The 20,846-nt window shown below is 56.8% G+C and carries 21 protein-coding genes; 2 read left to right on the plus strand and 19 right to left on the minus strand.

Translation table 11 applies throughout. The annotated features are described in order from the left end of the window. Nucleotides 1-152 precede the first annotated feature (152 nt). The 19 genes from glmU to rpmH all read right to left on the minus strand — a co-directional run bounded on the left by glmU (nucleotide 153) and on the right by rpmH (nucleotide 17,585). Nucleotides 153-1,520, minus strand: a complete 1,368-nt coding sequence (gene glmU, locus AC07VF_RS07665) for a bifunctional UDP-N-acetylglucosamine diphosphorylase/glucosamine-1-phosphate N-acetyltransferase GlmU (RefSeq protein WP_495008319.1) — start codon at nucleotides 1,518-1,520, stop codon at nucleotides 153-155. Between the two features lie 120 nt (nucleotides 1,521-1,640). Continuing rightward, nucleotides 1,641-2,066, minus strand: a complete 426-nt coding sequence (locus AC07VF_RS07670; RefSeq protein WP_133774003.1) for a F0F1 ATP synthase subunit epsilon — start codon at nucleotides 2,064-2,066, stop codon at nucleotides 1,641-1,643. A 44-nt stretch (nucleotides 2,067-2,110) separates the two neighbouring features. Next, entirely contained in the window at nucleotides 2,111-3,487 is a 1,377-nt protein-coding gene (atpD, locus tag AC07VF_RS07675) for a F0F1 ATP synthase subunit beta (protein ID WP_037016914.1), read from the minus strand. 28 nt (nucleotides 3,488-3,515) lie between these two features. Further along, entirely contained in the window at nucleotides 3,516-4,376 is an 861-nt protein-coding gene (gene atpG, locus AC07VF_RS07680) for a F0F1 ATP synthase subunit gamma (RefSeq protein ID WP_037016916.1), read from the minus strand. 50 nt (nucleotides 4,377-4,426) lie between these two features. Then, nucleotides 4,427-5,971 carry a F0F1 ATP synthase subunit alpha gene (gene atpA, locus AC07VF_RS07685; RefSeq protein ID WP_065988057.1) on the minus strand — a complete coding sequence of 515 codons (1,545 nt, stop codon included), beginning with the start codon at nucleotides 5,969-5,971 and terminating at the stop codon, nucleotides 4,427-4,429. A 21-nt stretch (nucleotides 5,972-5,992) separates the two neighbouring features. Continuing rightward, nucleotides 5,993-6,529, minus strand: coding sequence for a F0F1 ATP synthase subunit delta (locus AC07VF_RS07690; RefSeq protein ID WP_037016920.1), 537 nt, complete (start codon nucleotides 6,527-6,529; stop codon nucleotides 5,993-5,995). A gap of 12 nt (nucleotides 6,530-6,541) precedes the next feature. Further along, entirely contained in the window at nucleotides 6,542-7,012 is a 471-nt protein-coding gene (locus AC07VF_RS07695) for a F0F1 ATP synthase subunit B (RefSeq protein WP_065988056.1), read from the minus strand. Between the two features lie 57 nt (nucleotides 7,013-7,069). After that, on the minus strand, nucleotides 7,070-7,327 hold the full coding sequence (gene atpE / locus AC07VF_RS07700; RefSeq protein ID WP_002555987.1) for a F0F1 ATP synthase subunit C: 258 nt from the start codon (nucleotides 7,325-7,327) through the stop codon (nucleotides 7,070-7,072). Between the two features lie 137 nt (nucleotides 7,328-7,464). After that, nucleotides 7,465-8,334, minus strand: a complete 870-nt coding sequence (atpB, locus tag AC07VF_RS07705; protein ID WP_282365440.1) for a F0F1 ATP synthase subunit A — start codon at nucleotides 8,332-8,334, stop codon at nucleotides 7,465-7,467. A gap of 16 nt (nucleotides 8,335-8,350) precedes the next feature. Beyond that, on the minus strand, nucleotides 8,351-8,758 hold the full coding sequence (locus AC07VF_RS07710) for a F0F1 ATP synthase subunit I (RefSeq protein ID WP_172610187.1): 408 nt from the start codon (nucleotides 8,756-8,758) through the stop codon (nucleotides 8,351-8,353). 146 nt (nucleotides 8,759-8,904) lie between these two features. Then, complete coding sequence (locus AC07VF_RS07715; RefSeq protein ID WP_282365441.1) at nucleotides 8,905-9,777, minus strand: ParB/RepB/Spo0J family partition protein; 873 nt, start codon at nucleotides 9,775-9,777, stop codon at nucleotides 8,905-8,907. 9 nt (nucleotides 9,778-9,786) lie between these two features. After that, nucleotides 9,787-10,581: a ParA family protein gene (locus AC07VF_RS07720; RefSeq protein WP_192174386.1), complete on the minus strand. Its 795-nt coding sequence runs from the start codon at nucleotides 10,579-10,581 to the stop codon at nucleotides 9,787-9,789. Between the two features lie 18 nt (nucleotides 10,582-10,599). Next, on the minus strand, nucleotides 10,600-11,241 hold the full coding sequence (gene rsmG, locus AC07VF_RS07725; RefSeq protein ID WP_495008451.1) for a 16S rRNA (guanine(527)-N(7))-methyltransferase RsmG: 642 nt from the start codon (nucleotides 11,239-11,241) through the stop codon (nucleotides 10,600-10,602). Then, nucleotides 11,241-13,139 (minus strand): tRNA uridine-5-carboxymethylaminomethyl(34) synthesis enzyme MnmG, encoded by a 1,899-nt coding sequence (gene mnmG / locus AC07VF_RS07730; protein WP_495008318.1) that lies wholly within the window; start codon nucleotides 13,137-13,139, stop codon nucleotides 11,241-11,243. Before mnmG ends, rsmG begins: the two co-directional genes overlap by 1 nt. 524 nt (nucleotides 13,140-13,663) lie before the next feature. Then, complete coding sequence (gene mnmE / locus AC07VF_RS07735; RefSeq protein ID WP_346627352.1) at nucleotides 13,664-15,034, minus strand: tRNA uridine-5-carboxymethylaminomethyl(34) synthesis GTPase MnmE; 1,371 nt, start codon at nucleotides 15,032-15,034, stop codon at nucleotides 13,664-13,666. Between the two features lie 78 nt (nucleotides 15,035-15,112). After that, nucleotides 15,113-16,792 carry a membrane protein insertase YidC gene (gene yidC / locus AC07VF_RS07740; protein WP_423572067.1) on the minus strand — a complete coding sequence of 560 codons (1,680 nt, stop codon included), beginning with the start codon at nucleotides 16,790-16,792 and terminating at the stop codon, nucleotides 15,113-15,115. A gap of 2 nt (nucleotides 16,793-16,794) precedes the next feature. Beyond that, nucleotides 16,795-17,040, minus strand: coding sequence for a membrane protein insertion efficiency factor YidD (yidD, locus tag AC07VF_RS07745; protein ID WP_074886126.1), 246 nt, complete (start codon nucleotides 17,038-17,040; stop codon nucleotides 16,795-16,797). After that, nucleotides 17,033-17,434 carry a ribonuclease P protein component gene (gene rnpA, locus AC07VF_RS07750; RefSeq protein WP_122534378.1) on the minus strand — a complete coding sequence of 134 codons (402 nt, stop codon included), beginning with the start codon at nucleotides 17,432-17,434 and terminating at the stop codon, nucleotides 17,033-17,035. Before rnpA ends, yidD begins: the two co-directional genes overlap by 8 nt. Before the next feature lie 16 nt (nucleotides 17,435-17,450). After that, nucleotides 17,451-17,585, minus strand: a complete 135-nt coding sequence (gene rpmH / locus AC07VF_RS07755; protein WP_002551315.1) for a 50S ribosomal protein L34 — start codon at nucleotides 17,583-17,585, stop codon at nucleotides 17,451-17,453. Nucleotides 17,586-18,170: 585 nt separating this feature from the next. On the opposite strand from rpmH, the gene dnaA reads away from it, so the two are divergent. Both dnaA and dnaN read left to right on the plus strand, forming a co-directional pair. Next, nucleotides 18,171-19,706 carry a chromosomal replication initiator protein DnaA gene (gene dnaA / locus AC07VF_RS07760; protein WP_495008317.1) on the plus strand — a complete coding sequence of 512 codons (1,536 nt, stop codon included), beginning with the start codon at nucleotides 18,171-18,173 and terminating at the stop codon, nucleotides 19,704-19,706. A 35-nt stretch (nucleotides 19,707-19,741) separates the two neighbouring features. Then, complete coding sequence (gene dnaN, locus AC07VF_RS07765; protein WP_192174392.1) at nucleotides 19,742-20,845, plus strand: DNA polymerase III subunit beta; 1,104 nt, start codon at nucleotides 19,742-19,744, stop codon at nucleotides 20,843-20,845. Nucleotide 20,846 lies beyond the last annotated feature (1 nt).

Raw genomic sequence — 20,846 nt, forward strand, 5'->3', positions numbered from 1 at the left:
ACGAACGCAATGAAAGCCCATCGAAAGATATACGTCAAGGGGGAGTTGGATTTTTGGGGAGGATGGTTAAACGATTTTGTAGAGGGATGGTTGTTTAGCGACTCGGGATCAGCTGCCTGCCTGGCAAGCAGCCGATGTGACCTGTGGATAACTTAGTCTTTCTTGATTTTCACGGGTCGTTTCCAGCCTTCGATGTTGCGTTGGCGAGCACGGGCAACCGCAAGCTGTTCGGCCGGCACATCCTGATTGATGGTAGAGCCAGCGGCAGTGCTAGCGCCTGCCGCGATATGCACAGGGGCGACCAGCGAGTTGTTCGAGCCGATGAACACGTCTTCGCCCATCACCGTCTTATGCTTGTTCGCGCCATCGTAGTTACAGGTGATGGAGCCAGCGCCAATGTTGGTGCGCGCGCCGATCACTGCGTCACCCAAATAGGTCAGATGGCCTGCCTTGGCGCCCTCGCCCAGATGAGCATTCTTCAATTCGACGAAGTTACCCACATGGGCACGGGCGTCGAGCACGCTGCCCGGGCGCAAACGAGCAAAAGGTCCTGCATCCGCGCCTTCGCCAACGATCGCCCCTTCAAGGTGACTGTTCGCCTTGATGATTGCGCCCTTGCGCAAGGTGCTGTCCTTGATCACGCAGTTCGGCCCGATGGAGACGTCGTCTTCGATGACGACTCGCCCCTCAAGGATGACGTTCACGTCGATCATCACGTCGCGGCCAACAGTGACGTCGCCACGAACGTCGAAACGCGCCGGGTCGCGCAGTGTGACGCCCAACGCCATGAGTCGGCGGGCTTCGCGCTGCTGGTAATGACGCTCGAGCTCGGCAAGCTGTTTACGGTCATTGGCGCCCTGCACTTCCATGGCGTCGTCGGGCTGAGCAGTCGCGACCACGAGGCCATCATTGACGGCCATGGCAATAACGTCAGTCAGGTAATACTCACCCTGGGCGTTTTTATTGGAGAGGCGGCCCAGCCAGTCGGCAAGGCACTTGCCCGGTACCGCAAGGATTCCGGTGTTACCTTCCTTGATAGCCTTCTGCTCTTCAGTTGCATCCTTGTGCTCGACGATAGCGCTGACGCGATGCTGCACGTCACGGACGATGCGGCCATAACCGGTCGGGTCTTCCAGAGTGACCGTCAGCAGACCTAAGTGCTGATCATTTACCAGCGCGAGGAGGCGGTGCAGGGTCTCTACTTGTATGAGCGGGACGTCGCCATAAAGAATGAGTACCGTCTCGGCCGTCAGCGCTGGCAACGCCTGAGCAACGGCGTGGCCAGTGCCCAATTGTTTGTCTTGGAGCACGAAATTCAGATCATCGCTCGCCAATTGCTCTCGGACCCGCTCTGCTCCATGGCCTATGACCACGTGAATGCCCTGGGGCGAAAGCTGGCGTGCGCTGTGAATAACATGGCCGAGCATCGATTTACCGGCTACAGGATGCAAGACCTTGGGCAGAGCGGAACGCATGCGAGTGCCCTGACCCGCGGCGAGAATGACGATATCGAGAGACATGAAGGGATTCCAGACGAGCAGGCCACATTAGCCGGGCTGATGATTCAGGCGAGAAGCCGAAAAAAGAAAAAGGGTAGCCGAGGCTACCCTTTTACTCAATCGCGCAACGAGTCGCCGGGGTTAGCCGCCGAACTTCTTGCGAATTTGCTGGACGGTGCGCAGCTGAGCTGCGGCCTCCGCCAGACGTGCAGCAGCAGCTCCGTAATCGAAATCTGCGCCTTTTTCATTCAGAGCACGCTCGGCAGCCTTGACGGCTTCCTGAGCTGAGGCTTCGTCCAGATCTGCAGCGCGTTGCACGGTATCGGCAAGCACTTTGACCATGTTCGGTTGAACCTCAAGGAAACCACCGGAGATGTAAAACACCTCGGCTTCGCCACCCTGCTTGATCAGGCGGATCGGACCTGGCTTCAGATCGGTGATCAACGGTGCGTGACCTGGAGCAATACCGATATCACCCAGGTTACCGTGTGCAATCACCATCTCCACCAGACCGGAGAAAATCTCTCCTTCCGCGCTGACGATATCGCAATGGACTGTCATAGCCATTTGCATGCCTCAACCTGATTAGCGCCCGTTGCCGGGCGCCTGGATTACAGTTTCTTGGCTTTCTCGATCGCTTCTTCGATGCCGCCGACCATGTAGAACGCCTGTTCAGGCAGATGGTCGTAGTCACCGGCGAGGATGCCTTTGAAGCCAGCAATGGTGTCTTTCAGGGAAACGTATTTACCCGAGGCACCGGTGAAGACTTCAGCCACGAAGAACGGCTGCGACAGGAAGCGCTGAATCTTACGAGCCCGGGATACCAACTGCTTGTCGGTTTCCGACAGCTCGTCCATACCCAGGATCGCGATGATGTCTTTCAGCTCTTTGTAACGCTGCAGAACATACTGAACGCCGCGAGCGGTGTCGTAGTGGTCCTGACCGATCACGTTCGGGTCCAGCTGGCGCGAAGTCGAGTCCAGTGGATCGACCGCTGGGTAGATACCCAGGGAAGCGATGTCACGGGACAGAACGACGGTGGCGTCCAGGTGAGCAAACGTTGTGGCTGGCGATGGGTCGGTCAAGTCGTCCGCCGGTACGTATACCGCCTGGATCGAAGTGATCGAGCCTTCCTTGGTCGAAGTGATGCGCTCTTGCAGCACGCCCATCTCTTCAGCCAGCGTCGGCTGGTAACCTACTGCAGAAGGCATACGGCCCAGCAGTGCGGATACTTCAGTACCGGCCAGTGTGTAACGGTAAATGTTGTCGACGAACAACAGAACGTCGTTACCTTCGTCACGGAACTTCTCAGCCATGGTCAGGCCAGTCAAAGCGACGCGCAGACGGTTACCCGGCGGCTCGTTCATCTGACCGTAGACCAGTGCTACTTTGTCCAGAACGTTGGAGTCCTTCATCTCGTGGTAGAAGTCGTTACCCTCACGGGTACGCTCGCCCACACCGGCGAACACGGAATAACCGCTGTGCTCGATGGCGATGTTACGGATCAGTTCCATCATGTTTACGGTCTTGCCGACACCGGCACCACCGAACAGACCGACTTTACCGCCCTTGGCAAACGGGCAAACCAGGTCGATGACCTTGATGCCGGTTTCCAGGAGGTCGTTGCCGCCAGCCTGATCAGCGAACGAAGGTGCAGGACGGTGAATGCCCCAGCGCTCTTCGGTTTCGATCGGGCCCGCTTCGTCGATCGGGTTACCCAGTACGTCCATGATCCGGCCCAGCGTCGCTTTACCGACTGGTACGGAGATGGCTGCGCCGCTGTCGATAACGTCCAGACCGCGCTTCAAGCCTTCGGTGGAACCCATCGCAATGGTACGAACTACGCCGTCGCCCAGCTGTTGCTGAACTTCCAGAGTAGTTTCCGCGCCTTGTACTTTCAGCGCGTTGTAGATGCTCGGTACGCTGTCGCGTGGAAATTCCACGTCGATCACGGCGCCGATGATTTGAACGATACGTCCGCTACTCATTAGCTGGATCCTCTGAATATTTGAACCGTTAAACCGCGGCAGCGCCGCCGACGATTTCCGAGATCTCTTGGGTGATCGCTGCCTGACGCGCCTTGTTGTAGATCAGCTGCAAATCGCTGATCAGGTCACCGGCGTTGTCGGTGGCGTTCTTCATCGCGATCATCCGCGCAGCCTGTTCAGCCGCGTTGTTCTCGACCACCGCCTGATAGACCTGCGACTCCACATAACGGACCATCAAGCCGTCCAGCAGCTCTTTGGCGTCGGGTTCGTACAGGTAATCCCAGTGGTGCTTGAGTTCTTGGTCCTGGGTCGCGACCAACGGAATCAACTGCTCGACCGTTGGTTGCTGAGTCATGGTGTTGATGAATTTGTTGGACACCACGGACAGGCGATCAATACGGCCCTCCAGGTAGGCATCCAGCATCACCTTGACGCTGCCGATCAAATCGTTGATCGACGGCTCTTCGCCCAAGTGGCTGATCGCAGCGACAACGTTACCGCCGAAGTTGCGGAAAAACGCCGCACCTTTGCTGCCGACCACGCACAGATCGATCTCTACGCCGTTTTCACGGTTCTTCGCCATGTCCTTGACCAAAGCCTTGAACAGGTTGGTATTCAAGCCACCACACAGACCACGGTCACTGCTCACCACGACGTAACCGACGCGCTTTACTTCGCGTTCGATCATGAAGGGATGACGGTATTCCGGGTTAGCGTTGGCGAGATGACCAATCACCTGGCGGATGCGCTCCGCGTAAGGACGGCTAGCAGCCATGCGCATTTGAGCCTTGCGCATTTTACTGACCGCCACTTTTTCCATGGCGCTGGTGATCTTTTGCGTGCTTTTGATGCTCGCAATCTTGCTGCGAATCTCTTTTGCGCCTGCCATGTAACACCTATCAGGTTAGCAAGCGGGAGCCTCGCGACTCCCGCTGCGGCTTACCAGGTTTGGGTGGCCTTGAACTTCTCGATGCCGGCTTTCAGGCCAGAATCGATTTCGTCATTGAAGTCACCCTTCACGTTGATCTTCGCCATCAAATCGGCGTGATCTCGGTTGAAGTAAGCAATCAGCGCTTGTTCAAAGCTGCCAACCTTGGCGATTTCGACGTCAGTCAGGAACCCACGCTCAGCGGCATACAGCGACAGCGACATGTCAGCGATCGACATTGGCGCATATTGCTTCTGCTTCATCAGCTCGGTAACGCGCTGACCATGCTCAAGTTGCTTACGGGTCGCTTCGTCCAGGTCAGAGGCGAACTGGGCAAATGCTGCCAGTTCACGGTACTGAGCCAGAGCTGTACGGATACCACCGGAGAGCTTCTTGATGATCTTGGTCTGAGCGGCACCGCCCACACGGGATACCGAAACACCGGCGTTCACTGCCGGGCGAATGCCGGAGTTGAACATGGCCGATTCCAGGAAGATCTGACCGTCAGTGATGGAAATCACGTTGGTCGGAACGAACGCGGAAACGTCGCCAGCCTGGGTTTCGATGATCGGCAATGCGGTCAGGGAGCCGGTTTTGCCGGTCACTGCGCCATTGGTGAACTTCTCTACGTACTCTTCCGAAACGCGGGATGCACGCTCCAGCAGACGGGAGTGGAGATAGAACACGTCGCCTGGGTAGGCTTCACGGCCTGGTGGGCGACGCAGCAGCAGGGAAATCTGGCGATAAGCCACAGCCTGCTTGGACAGATCGTCATAGACAATCAGTGCGTCTTCACCGCGGTCGCGGAAGTATTCGCCCATGGTGCAACCGGCATACGGAGCCAGGAATTGCAGCGCAGGCGATTCCGAAGCACTGGCCGCCACGATGATCGTGTTGGCCAGAGCGCCGTTTTCTTCCAGTTTGCGAACAACGTTGGCGATGGTCGATTGCTTCTGACCGATTGCAACGTAGACGCAGAAAATACCGCTGTTTTTCTGGTTGATGATCGCGTCGATCGCCAGAGCGGTTTTACCGATCTGACGGTCACCGATGATCAGCTCGCGCTGGCCACGGCCGACAGGGATCATCGCGTCGACAGCCTTGTAGCCAGTCTGTACAGGCTGGTCTACCGACTTACGCCAGATCACGCCTGGAGCAACTTTCTCGACCGCGTCGGTCTCGGTGTTGTTCAGCGGACCTTTGCCGTCGACAGGGTTACCCAGTGCGTCGACTACGCGACCCAGGAGTTCCTTACCAACCGGAACTTCGAGGATGCGGCCGGTGCACTTGGCACTCATGCCTTCAGCCAGAGAGGTGTAAGCGCCCAGTACGACAGCACCCACGGAGTCTTGCTCCAGGTTCAGTGCCATACCGTAAACGCCGCCCGGGAACTCGATCATTTCGCCGTACATAGCGTCGGCGAGACCGTGAATCCGCACGATACCGTCAGACACGCTGACGACTGTGCCTTCGTTTCGGGCTTGGGAGGCAACATCGAGGTTCTCGATGCGGCCCTTGATGATTTCACTTATTTCGGAAGGATTGAGTTGCTGCATTGCTCTGCTGCCCCTTCAAACTCAAGATTTCAATGCTTCGGCTAGTTGCGCGAGTTTGCCGCGAACTGAGCCATCGATAACCAGGTCGCCGGCGCGGATGATGACACCACCTATCAGGGCGGCATCCTCCGCAGCGTGCAGGCGCACTTCCCGGCCGAGCCGTGCACTGAGAACCTTGGCGAGTTTGTCTTGCTGTTCTTGGTTCAATGCAAAAGCACTGGTCACATCCACATCTACCGATTTTTCCTGCTCGGCCTTGTAAAGCTCGAACAGTTCGGAGATCTCCGGCAGAAGCTGGAGACGGTCGTTTTCAGCAACGACGTGAATGAAATTCTGTGCCTTGGCATCGAACTTGTCGCCGCACACTTCAATAAAAGTGGCGGCCTTGTCTGCGCTCGTCAGTCGCGGGGCCTTGAGCATGCGCTGCATCGTGTCGTCTTGCGACACTGCAGCAGCCAGGCCGAGCATGGCTGACCAATTGGCCAGTTGCTGGTGCGCCTGTGCATGCTCGAAGGCTGCCTTAGCGTAAGGTCGGGCCAACGTGGTCAGTTCTGCCATGATCGCCCTCGCTTAAATTTCAGCAGCCAGTTTGTTTACCAGCTCCGCGTGCGCGTTTTGATCGATTGTGGCACCCAGGATCTTCTCTGCGCCGTTGACTGCCAGGCTACCCAATTGGGCGCGCAGCGCGTCTTTGACGCCGTTCAGTTCCTGTTCGATCTCGGCCTGAGCCTGAGCCTTGATGCGGTCAGCTTCAACGCGAGCCTGTTCACGGGCTTCGTCGACAATCTGGGTACCGCGTTTCTTGGCTTGCTCAATGATCTCAGCTGCCTGAGCCTTAGCTTCGCGCAGTTGCTGACCCACTTTGTCTTGGGCCAGCTCCAGGTCGCGAGCTGCTCGTGTAGCAGCGTCCAGTCCATCCGCAATCTTCTTCTGACGTTCGTGCAAAGCCGCGATGACCGGAGGCCACACGAACTTCATGCAGAACAGCACAAAAATGAAGAACGCAACGGACTGGCCAATCAGGGTTGCATTAATGTTCACGCCAACACCTCGCTCGTTCGTTGTCCATCACACCAATCAACTCGAAAATTCGAGTGATCAGCCAGCGAGTTGACCAACGAAGGGGTTCGCAAAAGTGAAGAACAGAGCGATACCAACACCGATCATGGTCACGGCGTCGAGCAGACCAGCCACGATGAACATTTTAACTTGCAGCATTGGAACCATTTCCGGTTGACGCGCAGCGCCTTCCAGGAACTTACCGCCCAGCAGGCCGAAACCGATTGCAGTACCCAGTGCGCCCAGGCCGATCAGCAGTGCAACAGCGATAGCAGTTAGACCAACTACAGTTTCCATCTTTCCTCCCGACTTTTACGTCGTATTGGTTAGGTTTTCTTAGATTAAAGCGGTAAAGCAAAATCGTTTCTTACATCAAGCCCTCGCGGGCACCCCCTCACCTAAGCGAGGGGATCATCAGACTCGCCAGGCGGGTCTCAATGGTTATCTTCGTGAGCCATCGACAGGTAGACGATGGTCAGCATCATGAAGATGAACGCTTGCAGGGTGATGATCAGGATGTGGAACACAGCCCACGCCCATTGCAGGACCACGCCCAGACCGCTGAGCCACAGCAGGCCGCTGCCGAACATAACCGCGATCAGAATGAACACCAGTTCACCCGCGTACATGTTGCCGAACAGCCGCAGTGCCAGAGAGATCGGCTTGGCCACCAGAGTCACGAATTCAAGCAGGAAGTTCACCGGAATCAACAGCGCTTGAACGAAAACGTTCTTGCTGCCGAACGGGTGCAGGGTCAATTCGCCGATGAAGCCGCCGATACCCTTGATTTTTATGCTGTAGAAAATGATCAGGGCAAACACGGACAGTGCCATACCCAGCGTCGCGTTCGGATCGGTAGTCGATACGGCGCGGAAAGGAATGTGGTGATCACCGGTGATCATGATCGCCAGTTGCGGGATCCAGTCGACGGGAATCAAGTCGACGGCGTTCATGAGGAATACCCAGGCGAAGATGGTCAATGCCAGAGGAGCGATCACGGCGCTACGGCCATGGAAGCTGTCCCGGACGCTGCCGTCGACGAACTCTACGAGCACTTCGACGAAGTTCTGCAGCGCGCCCGGCTGACCGGAAGTCGCCTTCTTTGCGGCCATGCGGAAGATGAGGACGAAAATCAGGCCCAGTGCGACCGACCAGCCGAGGGTATCGACGTGGAAAGCCCAAAAGCCCATTTCTTTTGCTTCCGCTGCGGAATGCGCGAAGCCCCAACTGCCGTCAGGCAAATGACCAAAGGTCAAGTTCTGCAAGTGGTGCTGGATATAGCCCGAAGCTGTTTGCTCTGCCATGGTTGCCTCAAACGCCCTAAGGTCTCGAAAGTCTTGTTCTCAGTAGCAGGGGCGCAAACCAACTGACCAGTTGGGTCAGTATGAAAACGCCAAAAACCGCCAGCGGAGCCAGCGGCTTTACTCCTGCAAACGTCAGTGCAAAGAGCACTGCCGTAAAAATCAACTTGCCTGCCTCGCCGGCGTAGAACGACCGAACGATGGCCTGCGCTGCCCTGGCCCCGGAGTACCGGAATGCCTTATGAGCAAAATACACATTCGGCAGCCAGGCTATCAGGCCACCGCAAAGCCCCGAATACCCGGCTACGACGCCGTGCCACTGCCAAAGCGCCAGCGCTGCCCCCAAGAGGACAATCAATTGAGCCAGCAAGATCGGGAAAACAGCCAGGCGATGGAATGGCAGGCGGTTTGGCGTGCGTGTCTCCATCACATGGGCTCCTCGTGAGCCGGCCGCCAAAATCAACAACTTGGCATAAATTGTGCCGACAAAATGCGCGCAGAGTATAGGGGCGGTTCAGCCCCTATTCAACTGCCAGGTAGTGATTTCCGACTACGCGCTACGCATGATTTGTTTCAGCGAATGTGAGCGAGCACACCCTGCAGCTCATCCAGCGAGTTATAACGGATGACCAACTGACCTTTGCCCTTCTGTCCATGGCGGATTTGCACCGCGGAGCCCAGCCGCTCGGCCAGGCGCTGCTCCAGGCGAGTGATATCAGGATCGGCCTTCACAGGTTCCGCAGCCTCCTGTTTGCCGCTCAGCCACTGGCGAACCAGTGCTTCAGTCTGGCGCACGGTCAAACCGCGTGCGACAACATGTCGCGCCCCTTCAACCTGCTGATCTTCGGGCAGTCCCAACAATGCACGGGCATGGCCCATTTCCAGATCTCCATGGGAGAGCATGGTCTTGATCACTTCCGGCAATGCGATCAGTCGCAGCAAATTGGCGACGCTGACTCGGGACTTGCCCACCGCCTCGGCAACTTGCTGCTGGGTCAGCTGAAATTCCTGCTGCAGACGCTGCAGGGCAATCGCCTCCTCGATCGGATTCAGGTCTTCGCGCTGGATGTTCTCAATCAACGCCATCGCGATGGCCGCTTCATCGGGCACATCACGCACCATGGCAGGAATCGACTCGATCCCGGCCTGCTGGCTGGCGCGCCACCGGCGTTCACCGGCGATGATCTCGAAGCGGTTGTCGGCAATCGGGCGGACCACGATCGGCTGCATAACCCCTTGCGCCTTGATCGAGTTAGCCAGTTCTTCCAGCGCCTGGGGATCCATATCACGACGCGGCTGGTATTTGCCTCGTTGAATCAGGTCCAGCGGAATGTGTTGAAGCTCGCGCTCACTCGCCTTCACCGCCTGTTCTTCCAGTGCGGTGACGGTGGGGCTGCTCAGCAGTGCGTCCAGCCCACGTCCGAGTCCACGTTTCTTGACGGCCATGGAATTTCCTTAAGTGGGCTGAGCCGCGGTGCGACTGCCGCGACGTTGGCGACGGACCATTTCGCCCGCAAGCGCCAGGTAAGCCAGCGCGCCGCGAGAAGTCTTGTCGTACGCCAATGCCGGCATACCGAAGCTAGGCGCCTCGGCCAGACGAATATTGCGCGGAATAACGGTGTCGTACAGCTGCTCGCCAAAATGTTCTTTGAGCTGCGCCGAAACATCGTTGATCAGGCTAAGCCGCGGGTCGTACATGGTCCGCAACAAACCTTCGATCTTGAGTTGAGGATTGAGCAGTTCACCGATGCGCTTGATGTTATCCACAAGGTCGCTCAGACCTTCGAGCGCAAAGTATTCGCACTGCATGGGGATAATCACGCCGTCGGCCGCGACCAGCGCGTTGAGCGTCAGCATCGACAAAGATGGAGGGCAGTCGATGAGAATGTAATCGTAGTTCTCGCGGATGGGTGCCAGTGCTGCTCGCAGACGCGATTCCTTCATCTGCATTTCCAGCAGGACCACCTCGGCAGCGGTCAGATCGCGGTTTGCCGGTAGCAGCTGATAACCGCCGTGCTCAGAAAAGTGCATGGCCTGATTCAGGTCGCACTCGCCGATCAGCAAGTCGTAAACCGAATGCTCAAGACCGTGCTTATCCACACCGCTGCCCATGGTGGCATTGCCTTGCGGATCAAGATCGATCAACAGCACCCGACGCTTGGTTGCCACCAGCGAAGCCGCGAGGTTGATGCAGGTTGTGGTTTTACCCACACCCCCTTTTTGGTTCGCTATCGCGAATACCTTAGCCATTCTTGCGTGTGTTCCCTGTCATGCCGTGCGGCGCAGTATCAGCAGATGCCGTTGACCTTGGCAACCGGGTACGGCCAAGGCTTGCGCGCTTTCCAGATGAAAATCTGCGGGCAATGCTACCAGTTCATCCACTGGATGCAGACCCTTCATTGCCAACCAGCGTGTTTCGCCGTCGCCCATGTGCCGAGTCCACTGGGTAAAGTCTTCCAGACTGCTGAAGGCGCGGGAGATGATGCCGTTGAACGGCAGCTCGGGCTGGAATGCTTCGGCACGGCTGTGGATAACTTCCAGGTTGGCTAGCGCTAGCTCGAGTTTGACCTGCGTCAGAAACCGGGTTTTCTTACCGTTGCTGTCCAGCACCGTGACTTTCATCTCCGGAAACAGGATGGCCAGCGGAATGCCGGGCATCCCGCCGCCGCTGCCGACATCCAGCTGACGCTCACCCGCGATAAAACGCACCACGCTCAAGCTGTCCAGCAGATGGCGAGACACCATCTCATCCGGATCACGAACGGCAGTCAGGTTGTAGGCCTTGTTCCACTTGATCAGCAAAGCCAGATAAGCCAGCAACTGACGGTGTTGACTCTCGCTCAACTCGACGCCTAGCTCTCGAGCGCCAAGGGTCAGTTCTTCTGCATGCTGCGGGGTAACCATCGAAATCAAGCGCTTTGCTCCAACTGACGGCCCGCGCCGCGTTTTTTCAAATGAATCATCAGCAGAGAAATCGCCGCTGGCGTGACGCCGGGAATCCTCGAGGCCTGGCCCAGCGTCTCCGGACGAGTTATCCCCAGCTTGCTCTGGATTTCCTTGGACAGACCGGAAATCCCGGTGTAATCGATATCCGCAGGGAGCCGGGTGTTTTCGCTGGCCCGCAGACGAGTGATCTCGTCTTGCTGACGGTCGATGTAACCGGCGTACTTGGTCTTGATTTCGACTTGTTCAGCGACCTGCGGGTCAGGCGAGCCGTTACCGGTCAGCGCAACCAGACTGGCGTAGTCCACTTCGGGACGGCTCAGCAGATTCAGCAGATTGTATTCGTGGGTCAACGGCGTACCAAAGTGAGCCGAGACTGCGTCGCCCTGCTCGGTACCCGGACGAATCCAGGTGGATTTCAGACGCTGTTCTTCCAACTCGATGCCTTCACGCTTGGCACAGAACGCCGCCCAGCGGGCATCGTCGACCAAGCCGAGCGCCCGACCTTGTTCGGTCAAACGTAAGTCCGCATTGTCTTCCCGCAAAATCAAGCGGTACTCGGCACGCGAGGTGAACATCCGGTACGGCTCCTGGGTGCCCAGCGTAATCAGGTCATCCACCAACACGCCGATGTATGCCTCATCGCGACGCGGACACCAGCTGTCCTTGCCTTGAGCCCGAAGCGCTGCGTTGGCGCCCGCGAGTAAACCTTGGGCACCGGCCTCTTCGTAACCGGTTGTGCCGTTGATCTGTCCTGCGAAAAACAACCCACCGATAACCTTGGTTTCCAGGCTGTACTTCAGGTCGCGCGGATCGAAGTAGTCGTACTCGATGGCATAGCCAGGCCGCACGATGTGGGCGTTTTCCATTCCACGGATAGACCGAACGATCTGCAGTTGGACGTCAAACGGCAGCGAGGTCGATATACCGTTTGGATAAAGCTCATGGGTCGTCAAACCTTCCGGTTCGATAAACACCTGATGGCTTTCCTTGTCGGCAAAACGATGAATCTTGTCTTCAATCGACGGGCAATAACGCGGCCCGACCCCTTCGATTTCCCCGGCAGCGGAGTACATCGGCGACCGATCAAGATTGGCAGCGATGATTTCGTGGGTCCGAGCGTTGGTGTGGGTAATCCAGCAGCTGACCTGACTCGGGTGCTGAGCCTTGGAACCCATGAACGACATCACGGGAATCGGCGTATCCCCCGGTTGTTCAGTCATCACCGAGAAATCCACAGATCGGCCATCGATGCGCGGAGGTGTGCCCGTTTTCAGGCGGCCCACTCTCAGCGGTAGTTCACGCAACCTGCGTGCAAGCGCAATAGACGGCGGATCACCGGCGCGGCCGCCCGAATAGTTCTGCAGACCGATGTGGATAAGTCCGCCCAGAAAGGTACCGGTGGTGAGAACCACAGAGTCGGCCAGAAAACGCAGGCCCATCTGGGTAACGACGCCGCGCATCTGGTCCTGCTCGACGATCAGGTCGTCGCATGCCTGCTGGAATATCCACAGGTTGGGCTGGTTTTCGATGATTTCTCTGACCGCTGCCTTGTACAGCACGCGGTCCGCCTGGGCACGGGTCGCCCGGACTGCTGGGCCTTTACGGCTGTTGAGCACACGAAACTGGATGCCGCTTTTGTCAGTGGCCGTTGCCATCGCACCGCCCAGTGCATCGATCTCTTTGACCAGATGACTTTTACCGATGCCACCAATGGCCGGGTTGCAACTCATTTGGCCGAGGGTTTCCACGTTGTGCGTAAGCAGCAGGGTGGTAGCACCCATACGTGCGGACGCCAGTGCTGCCTCGGTACCGGCATGACCGCCGCCGATAACGATCACTTGAAAACGGGAAGCGAAATCCACCACGCACCTCGTGCCTGTTATTTGGGGGGAATAGGAATGGCGGCAAGTATAGGGACTTACCCCCCCTTAAGAAACCCGTTGCGCAAAATCTAACCAGCTGTGGATGAATGGCGGTTATAGAAATTAAAAAGAAAGAAATTTATAAGATCTTTGTTTTTATGTTTATTTCTACTGAGCAACATTTCTGTGGATAAAGCTCTGAAAGCTTTATATTTCCTGATGTACAGGGAATCAAAAGCCTGTGTCCATGTGCCAAAGAGCCCCTTGGATAACCTGCCGGAGCCTGTGGATTAAACCGATGGTTGTCCACAGGGCGGATTATCCTCAGCTCAGATGCCTGCTTATCAACCGAGCTTAGCCGCGGTTATGCACAGGGCTTATCGGTGCAAACAGGTGCTGAAGAGTGGAACTTGAGGCGCAATTGCGCCCTCCCGCCATTGATTGGGAGCCTGGAAAAGTCAGAAGAATGAATCGAGATGGGGCAGATCCGGAGAGATTGACCTGCCTGGGGAAAGAGCGGACCGTTATTTGCCGATGCAGAAGCTGGAGAAAATCCGTCCCAGCAAGTCGTCCGAGCTGAATGCGCCGGTAATTTCTCCCAAGGACTGCTGCGCCTGGCGCAAATCTTCGGCAAGCAACTCACCGGCGCCCGCCAAGGTCAGCTGCGAGCGACCATGCTCAAGAGAGGCGCTTGCCTTGTGCAGCGCCTCGAGGTGGCGACGTCTTGCACTGAAGCTTCCTTCAGCGGTTTGCTGATACCCCATGCACGCCTTGAGATGCTCGCGCAGAAGCTCCACGCCATCCCCACCAGCCTTGGCGCTGAGACTGATGGTCACGTGGCCATCGATGCTGGTCACCAGTTCTACCGGCTCATCACTCAGGTCGACCTTGTTACGAATCAAGGTGACATGGGCAGGATCAGGTCGTTGATCAAGGAACTCTGGCCACAACGCGAAGGGATCGCCCGCCTCTGGCGCTGTCGCATCCACCACCAGCAAGATGCGGTCTGCCTGACCTATCGCCTGAAGTGCGCGTTGTACGCCTATCTTCTCCACCTGATCGTCGGTGTCGCGCAACCCGGCCGTGTCCACGACGTGGAGAGGCATGCCATCAATGTGGATATGTTCGCGCAGGACATCACGGGTTGTGCCCGCGATCTCAGTCACAATCGCCGCCTCTTTGCCTGCAAGTGCGTTCAGCAGACTGGATTTGCCAGCATTGGGTCTACCCGCAATGACTACATTCATGCCATCTCTGAGCAAAGCGCCCTGGTTGGCTTCGCGCAGCACTGTGGATAACTGACTGCGAACGTTGTCCAGCATAGCCAGAACATGGCCGTCCGCGAGAAAGTCGATCTCTTCCTCAGGGAAGTCGATTGCTGCTTCGACATAAATGCGCAGGCTGATCAGTTTCTCCGTGAGCTCATGCACTCGCTGGGAAAATGCCCCCTGCAGCGATTTCAACGCGTTACGTGCGGCCTGTGCAGAACTCGCTTCGATAAGGTCAGCGATGGCCTCGGCTTGGGCAAGGTCGAGCTTGTCGTTGAGAAATGCGCGCTCACTGAATTCCCCGGGACGTGCCAGACGGCACCCCAACTGCACGCAACGTTGCAGCAACATGTCCAGAACCACGGGCCCGCCATGCCCTTGAAGCTCGAGCACATCTTCTCCGGTGAATGAGTTAGGGCCGGAAAAGTAGAGACCAATGCCTTCGTCGATAACTGCGCCGTTTTCTCCCTTGAAGGCGCCGTAATGCGCGTACCGAGGTTGTGGCAGTTTGCCGAGAATCGCCTCTGCACACTTGCCGGCCTGGGGACCGGAAATGCGGACGATACCGACGCCTCCTCGTCCGGGAGCCGTTGCAATGGCCGCAATAGTTTCAAAACGTACGTTCATGGGCCGACTCCTGGACAACCGACGGATAGCAAAACGCCCCACGAGGGGGCGTTTTGAATGACTTGTTAACAGGGTAGATCAGGCTTCAGCTTTCTTGGCTTTCGCTTCGATGCTGCGGGTGATGTACCACTGTTGAGTGATGGACAAGGTGTTGTTCACCACCCAGTACAGCACCAGACCGGCAGGGAACCACAGGAAGAAGAACGTGAAGATGATCGGCATCAGCTTCATGACCTTGGCCTGCATCGGATCCGGAGGTGTAGGGTTCAAACGCTGCTGGATGAACATGGTAGCGCCCATGATGATCGGCAGGATAAAGAACGGGTCCTTGATCGACAGGTCGGTTATCCACAGCAGCCAAGGTGCCTGGCGCATTTCGACGCTTTCAAGCAGTACCCAGTACAGCGACAGGAACACCGGCATCTGTACAAGGATCGGCAAGCATCCACCCAACGGGTTGATCTTCTCTTTCTTGTACAGCTCCATCATCGACTGAGAAAGCTTCTGACGATCGTCGCCATGTTGTTCTTTCAGCGCGGCCAAGCGCGGAGCGACAGCACGCATGCGTGCCATGGATTTGTAACTGGCCGCCGACAGAGGGAAGAAAAGCCCCTTGATCAGCATGGTCAGGAAGATAATCGACCAGCCCCAGTTACCCACGATGCTGTGGATATGTTGCAGCAGCCAGAAAATGGGCTGGGCAATGAACCACAGAATCCCGTAATCCACCGTCAATTCCAGACCAGGGGACAACTCCTTCAGGACTGCCTGACTCTTCGGACCGGCGTAAAGCGTTGCAGTCGTCTCGGCTTTCGCGCCAGGTGCGACCGTCAATGCCGGGCCTGTGAAACCGATGATGTAATTGCCGGCACTGTCCTTACGGGTGGTGACGGTGTTGCTGTCAGTCTTGTTCGGAATCCAGGCGGTCACGAAGTAATGCTGCAACCAGGCAACCCAGCCACCCTGAACAGTATCCTTAACCGACCCTTTGTCGATGTCCTTCATGGAAACCTTTTTGTAGGGTTCCGAAGGTGTCCACATGGCAGCACCCAGATAGGTTGCGGTACCGGTGGCAGTCGTCGAGGATGGATCAGCGCTCGCATCGCGTTTCAGTTGTGCGAACAGGTTACCGTTCCACGCCTGAGCGCTCTGGTTGTCAATCACGTAAGAAACGGTCAGGTCATACAGGCCGCGTTTGAACGTGAAACGCTTGATGTAGTTAACGCCGCCGTCGCTGAATTTCAGGTCGACGACGAGGTCGTTCTGACCGTCAGCCAGCTGAAAACTTTTCTGCGTAGCCGAATAAACAGGACGACCCGCGGCTCGGGCATCAGGACCGTTCGCGCCAGTCAGACCGCTCTGAGCCAGGAAAATCCGCTCGCCGCCGTTATCGAACAGTTGGAAAGGAATCTCGGGGTGATCCTGACGGCGTGGATAAAGTGGCAAACGAAGCTGCACCACGTCGCCGCCTACCGGATCAATCTCCAGATTGAGGACGTCTGTCTTCACCTGTATCAGGTCTTTGCTGGTGGCCACCGGCATTTCTGCCGGCGCAGCCACTTCGCCGGTAGCGCTAGGAACGTCTGCATTGGCAGTCGCTGAACCTTGCGGAGCATCAGGAATAGCGGATGTATTGGTGTTGGCAGCAACATTCTGAGTCGGCAAGGCAGCCTGACCGTAGTCCTGGTTCCATTTCAGGACACCGACATAGGTCACGATTGCCAGGGCGACGATCAGGATCGTGCGTTTAATATCCATGATTACTCGGCCATCGAAGAGGAACGGGAGGTGGGAGCAGGTGGAACCGGGTCATAACCACCGGGATTCCACGGATGACACCGACCTAAGCGACGTAAGGTCAGCCAGCCACCGCGCACCAGACCATAATTTTCAATGGCCTCGTACGCGTAGCAGGAGCAACTGGGGTAGAAACGACAGTGACTGGCCATCAGAGGACTGATGGCATAGCGGTAAAACTGGATCGGAACGAGCGCCAGTTTACGCATCTGGACTGTCTACCCCCGCAGTTTCGGTTTTAAGTTCGGGATCGGGCCGGCTGCGCGCCAGACGTTTCCAGAGCTTGCCGAAATGCTGAATCAATTCGGGGTTTTCAATGTCACCCAAGCCTTTGCGTGCGACGACGACGATATCCCATCCGACCAGGTTGTCCTGGTGAAGGCGAAACGACTCACGCATCAGGCGTTTCAAACGGTTGCGCTCGACGGAGAGCTTCACGCTCTTCTTCCCGATCACCAGCCCGAGACGGGGATGATCAAGGTCGTTGTTGCGCACAAGGAGCAGGAGATTTTTCCCCGGAACCTTGCCGGTGGGGGAGTCAAAGACTGCCTTGAAATGCCGGGGTGTCAGCAAACGCTTTTCCCGACTGAAGTCCTGACTCACCACCTGTGCCGATTAATCAAACTGCCAGACGCTTACGGCCTTTGGCGCGACGACGCGACAGAACTGCGCGACCGTTTTTGGTGGCCATACGAGCACGGAAACCGTGGGTGCGAGCGCGCTTGATAGTGCTGGGTTGGAAAGTACGTTTCATGGCGTGTTACCTGGTTCGTCCACAACGGGCCGGAATGGCCCCCGTTTTAAGAGACCGGGGATTCTAGAGAAAGCGGGCACGCAGGTCAATTTCCAACCAACGTTTCTTGCATTTACTTGCTGAGTGCATTCCATCGACAGCGAGTGATCGGACGAGGCATTCTTGAAACGTAAATATAGAAATAAAGAAGGAAGGTATTTAAAGCTTCTTTGTAAAGCTTATAAAAGCTTAGGGCGAGAATTTCTGTGGATAAGGTTCTGCAGGCCACGTAGCGCTTGATGTACAGAGCGAAGAAAGTATGTCCACAAGCGGTGCTGCGGTTGTGCGGCAGCTGGCTACAACCTGTGTATAGAATGTGTAGTTATGCACAGGTGCTTTATCCACAGGTTTCAGGCGGGGGTTATGCAACGAGCTGAGGATGGGTTATCCACAGACCTTAACTATCCACCGGCGATCGTTTTTTTCCAGGGATTTTTGTCGGGTTTGATGCCTTAGCGCCCTACCTTCATGTGGATAAGTCCGCTACGGGTGGTTACAATGGCCGCTTGTTTTTGCCGCGCCGGCTTCAGAATCTAGGGGATATTTGTGTCAGTGGAACTTTGGCAGCAATGCGTTGAGCTTTTGCGCGATGAGCTGCCTGCCCAGCAATTCAACACCTGGATCCGTCCGCTACAGGTTGAAGCCGAAGGTGATGAACTGCGCGTGTATGCGCCCAACCGATTTGTGCTGGACTGGGTCAATGAGAAGTACCTGGGTCGATTGCTCGAGCTGCTGGGCGAGCACGGCCAGGGAGTCACACCGGCGATTTCCTTATTAATAGGCAGCAAGCGTAGCTCGGCGCCACGTGCGGCCCCGAATGCACCGCTCGCTGCAGCCGCCGCCGCATCTCAGGCCGCTCAGCTGGCAACCACCAGCGAAGCGCCGGTGGCCTCACGGGCACCGCAGTCCGTCGTGACGCCTGCTCCGATGATTCAGACCTCTTTGAATGTCGAAGACGAGCCCTCCCGGGCGAGCTTCGATCCAATGGCTGGCGCCAGTTCCCAGCAAGCCCCTGCTCGCGCCGAGCAGCGTAATGTTCAGGTTGAAGGCGCGCTGAAGCACACCAGCTATCTGAACAGGACATTCACGTTCGAAAACTTTGTCGAAGGTAAATCCAACCAACTGGCCCGGGCGGCCGCCTGGCAGGTAGCGGACAATCCCAAGCATGGCTATAACCCTCTCTTCCTGTATGGCGGCGTGGGCTTGGGTAAAACTCACTTGATGCACGCTGTGGGTAACCACCTGCTCAAGAAAAATCCGAATGCCAAGGTTGTGTATTTGCACTCCGAGCGTTTTGTCGCGGATATGGTCAAGGCGTTGCAGCTCAATGCAATCAATGAGTTCAAGCGCTTCTATCGCTCAGTCGATGCACTGCTGATCGATGACATTCAATTCTTTGCCCGCAAAGAGCGTTCCCAGGAAGAATTTTTCCACACCTTTAATGCCCTTCTCGAAGGGGGTCAGCAGGTTATTCTAACGAGTGACCGCTACCCTAAAGAGATTGAAGGCCTGGAAGAGCGCCTGAAGTCTCGTTTCGGTTGGGGCCTGACGGTCGCGGTCGAGCCGCCTGAGCTGGAAACACGGGTGGCGATTTTGATGAAGAAGGCGGATCAGGCGAAGGTCGACCTCCCTCATGACGCCGCGTTCTTCATCGCGCAGCGCATCCGATCCAATGTGCGTGAGCTCGAGGGTGCGCTGAAGCGCGTCATCGCTCACTCACACTTCATGGGCCGGGACATCACGATCGAGCTCATCCGGGAGTCGTTGAAGGACTTGCTCGCGCTCCAGGACAAGCTGGTGAGTGTGGATAACATTCAGCGGACTGTTGCTGAGTACTACAAGATCAAGATCTCCGACCTGCTGTCCAAACGCCGTTCCAGATCTGTAGCGCGACCGCGACAAGTGGCGATGGCATTGTCCAAGGAACTGACCAACCACAGCCTTCCCGAAATTGGCGATGTGTTTGGCGGCCGCGATCACACAACCGTGTTGCATGCGTGCCGGAAGATCAACGAATTGAAAGAATCCGATGCGGACATCCGCGAGGACTACAAGAACCTGCTGCGGACTTTGACAACGTGATGCCAACGCAGCTTATCGAGGCAAGGGACTAGACCATGCATTTCACCATTCAACGCGAAGCCCTGTTGAAACCCCTGCAACTGGTCGCGGGCGTTGTCGAACGCCGTCAGACCTTGCCGGTTCTGTCAAACGTGCTCCTGGTCGTAGAGGGCCAGCAGTTGTCTTTGACGGGTACTGACCTGGAAGTCGAGCTGGTCGGCCGCGTCCATCTGGAAGAACCTGCAGAGCCGGGCGAAATCACCGTTCCTGCGCGCAAGCTGATGGACATCTGCAAAAGCATTCCCAATGACGCCCTTATCGACATCAAGCTCGATGAGCAGAAGCTGATCGTTAAAGCAGGCCGTAGTCGCTTCACGCTGTCCACCCTGCCTGCCAACGACTTCCCAACCGTCGAGGAAGGCCCGGGTTCGCTTACGTTCAGCCTTGTTCAAAGCAAACTGCGCCGGTTGATCGAGCGCACCAGCTTTGCCATGGCTCAGCAGGACGTACGCTACTATCTAAACGGCATGCTGCTTGAGGTCCAGTCTGGCATTCTCCGCGCGGTCGCAACTGATGGTCACCGTCTGGCGATGTGTTCCATGGCTGCAGAGATCGAGCAGGCTGACCGTCACCAGGTGATCGTCCCGCGTAAGGGCATCCTTGAACTGGCACGACTGCTGACCGAGCAAGATGGTCTGGTCAGTATCGTGCTAGGTCAGCATCATATTCGTGCGACCACCGGTGAATTCACGTTCACATCGAAACTGGTTGACGGTAAATTCCCTGACTATGAGCGAGTCTTGCCCAAGGGCGGCGACAAGCTGGTTGTAGGCGATCGTCAGGCGCTGCGCGAGGCGTTCAGCCGGACCGCGATTCTCTCTAACGAGAAGTATCGGGGTATCCGCCTTCAGTTGGCGAACGGTCAGCTGAAGATTCAAGCGAACAACCCGGAGCAGGAAGAAGCCGAGGAAGAAATCAGCGTCGACTACAACGGCAGCTCACTCGAGATCGGATTCAACGTTAGCTATCTGCTCGACGTATTGGGTGTCATGACCACAGAGCAAGTCCGTCTGATTCTATCGGATTCGAACAGCAGCGCCTTGGTGCAGGAGTCCGGCAATGACGACTCGGCCTATGTCGTTATGCCGATGCGTCTGTAAC

It is taken from the genome of Pseudomonas sp. GW821-FHT02H06 (genome assembly GCF_059421525.1).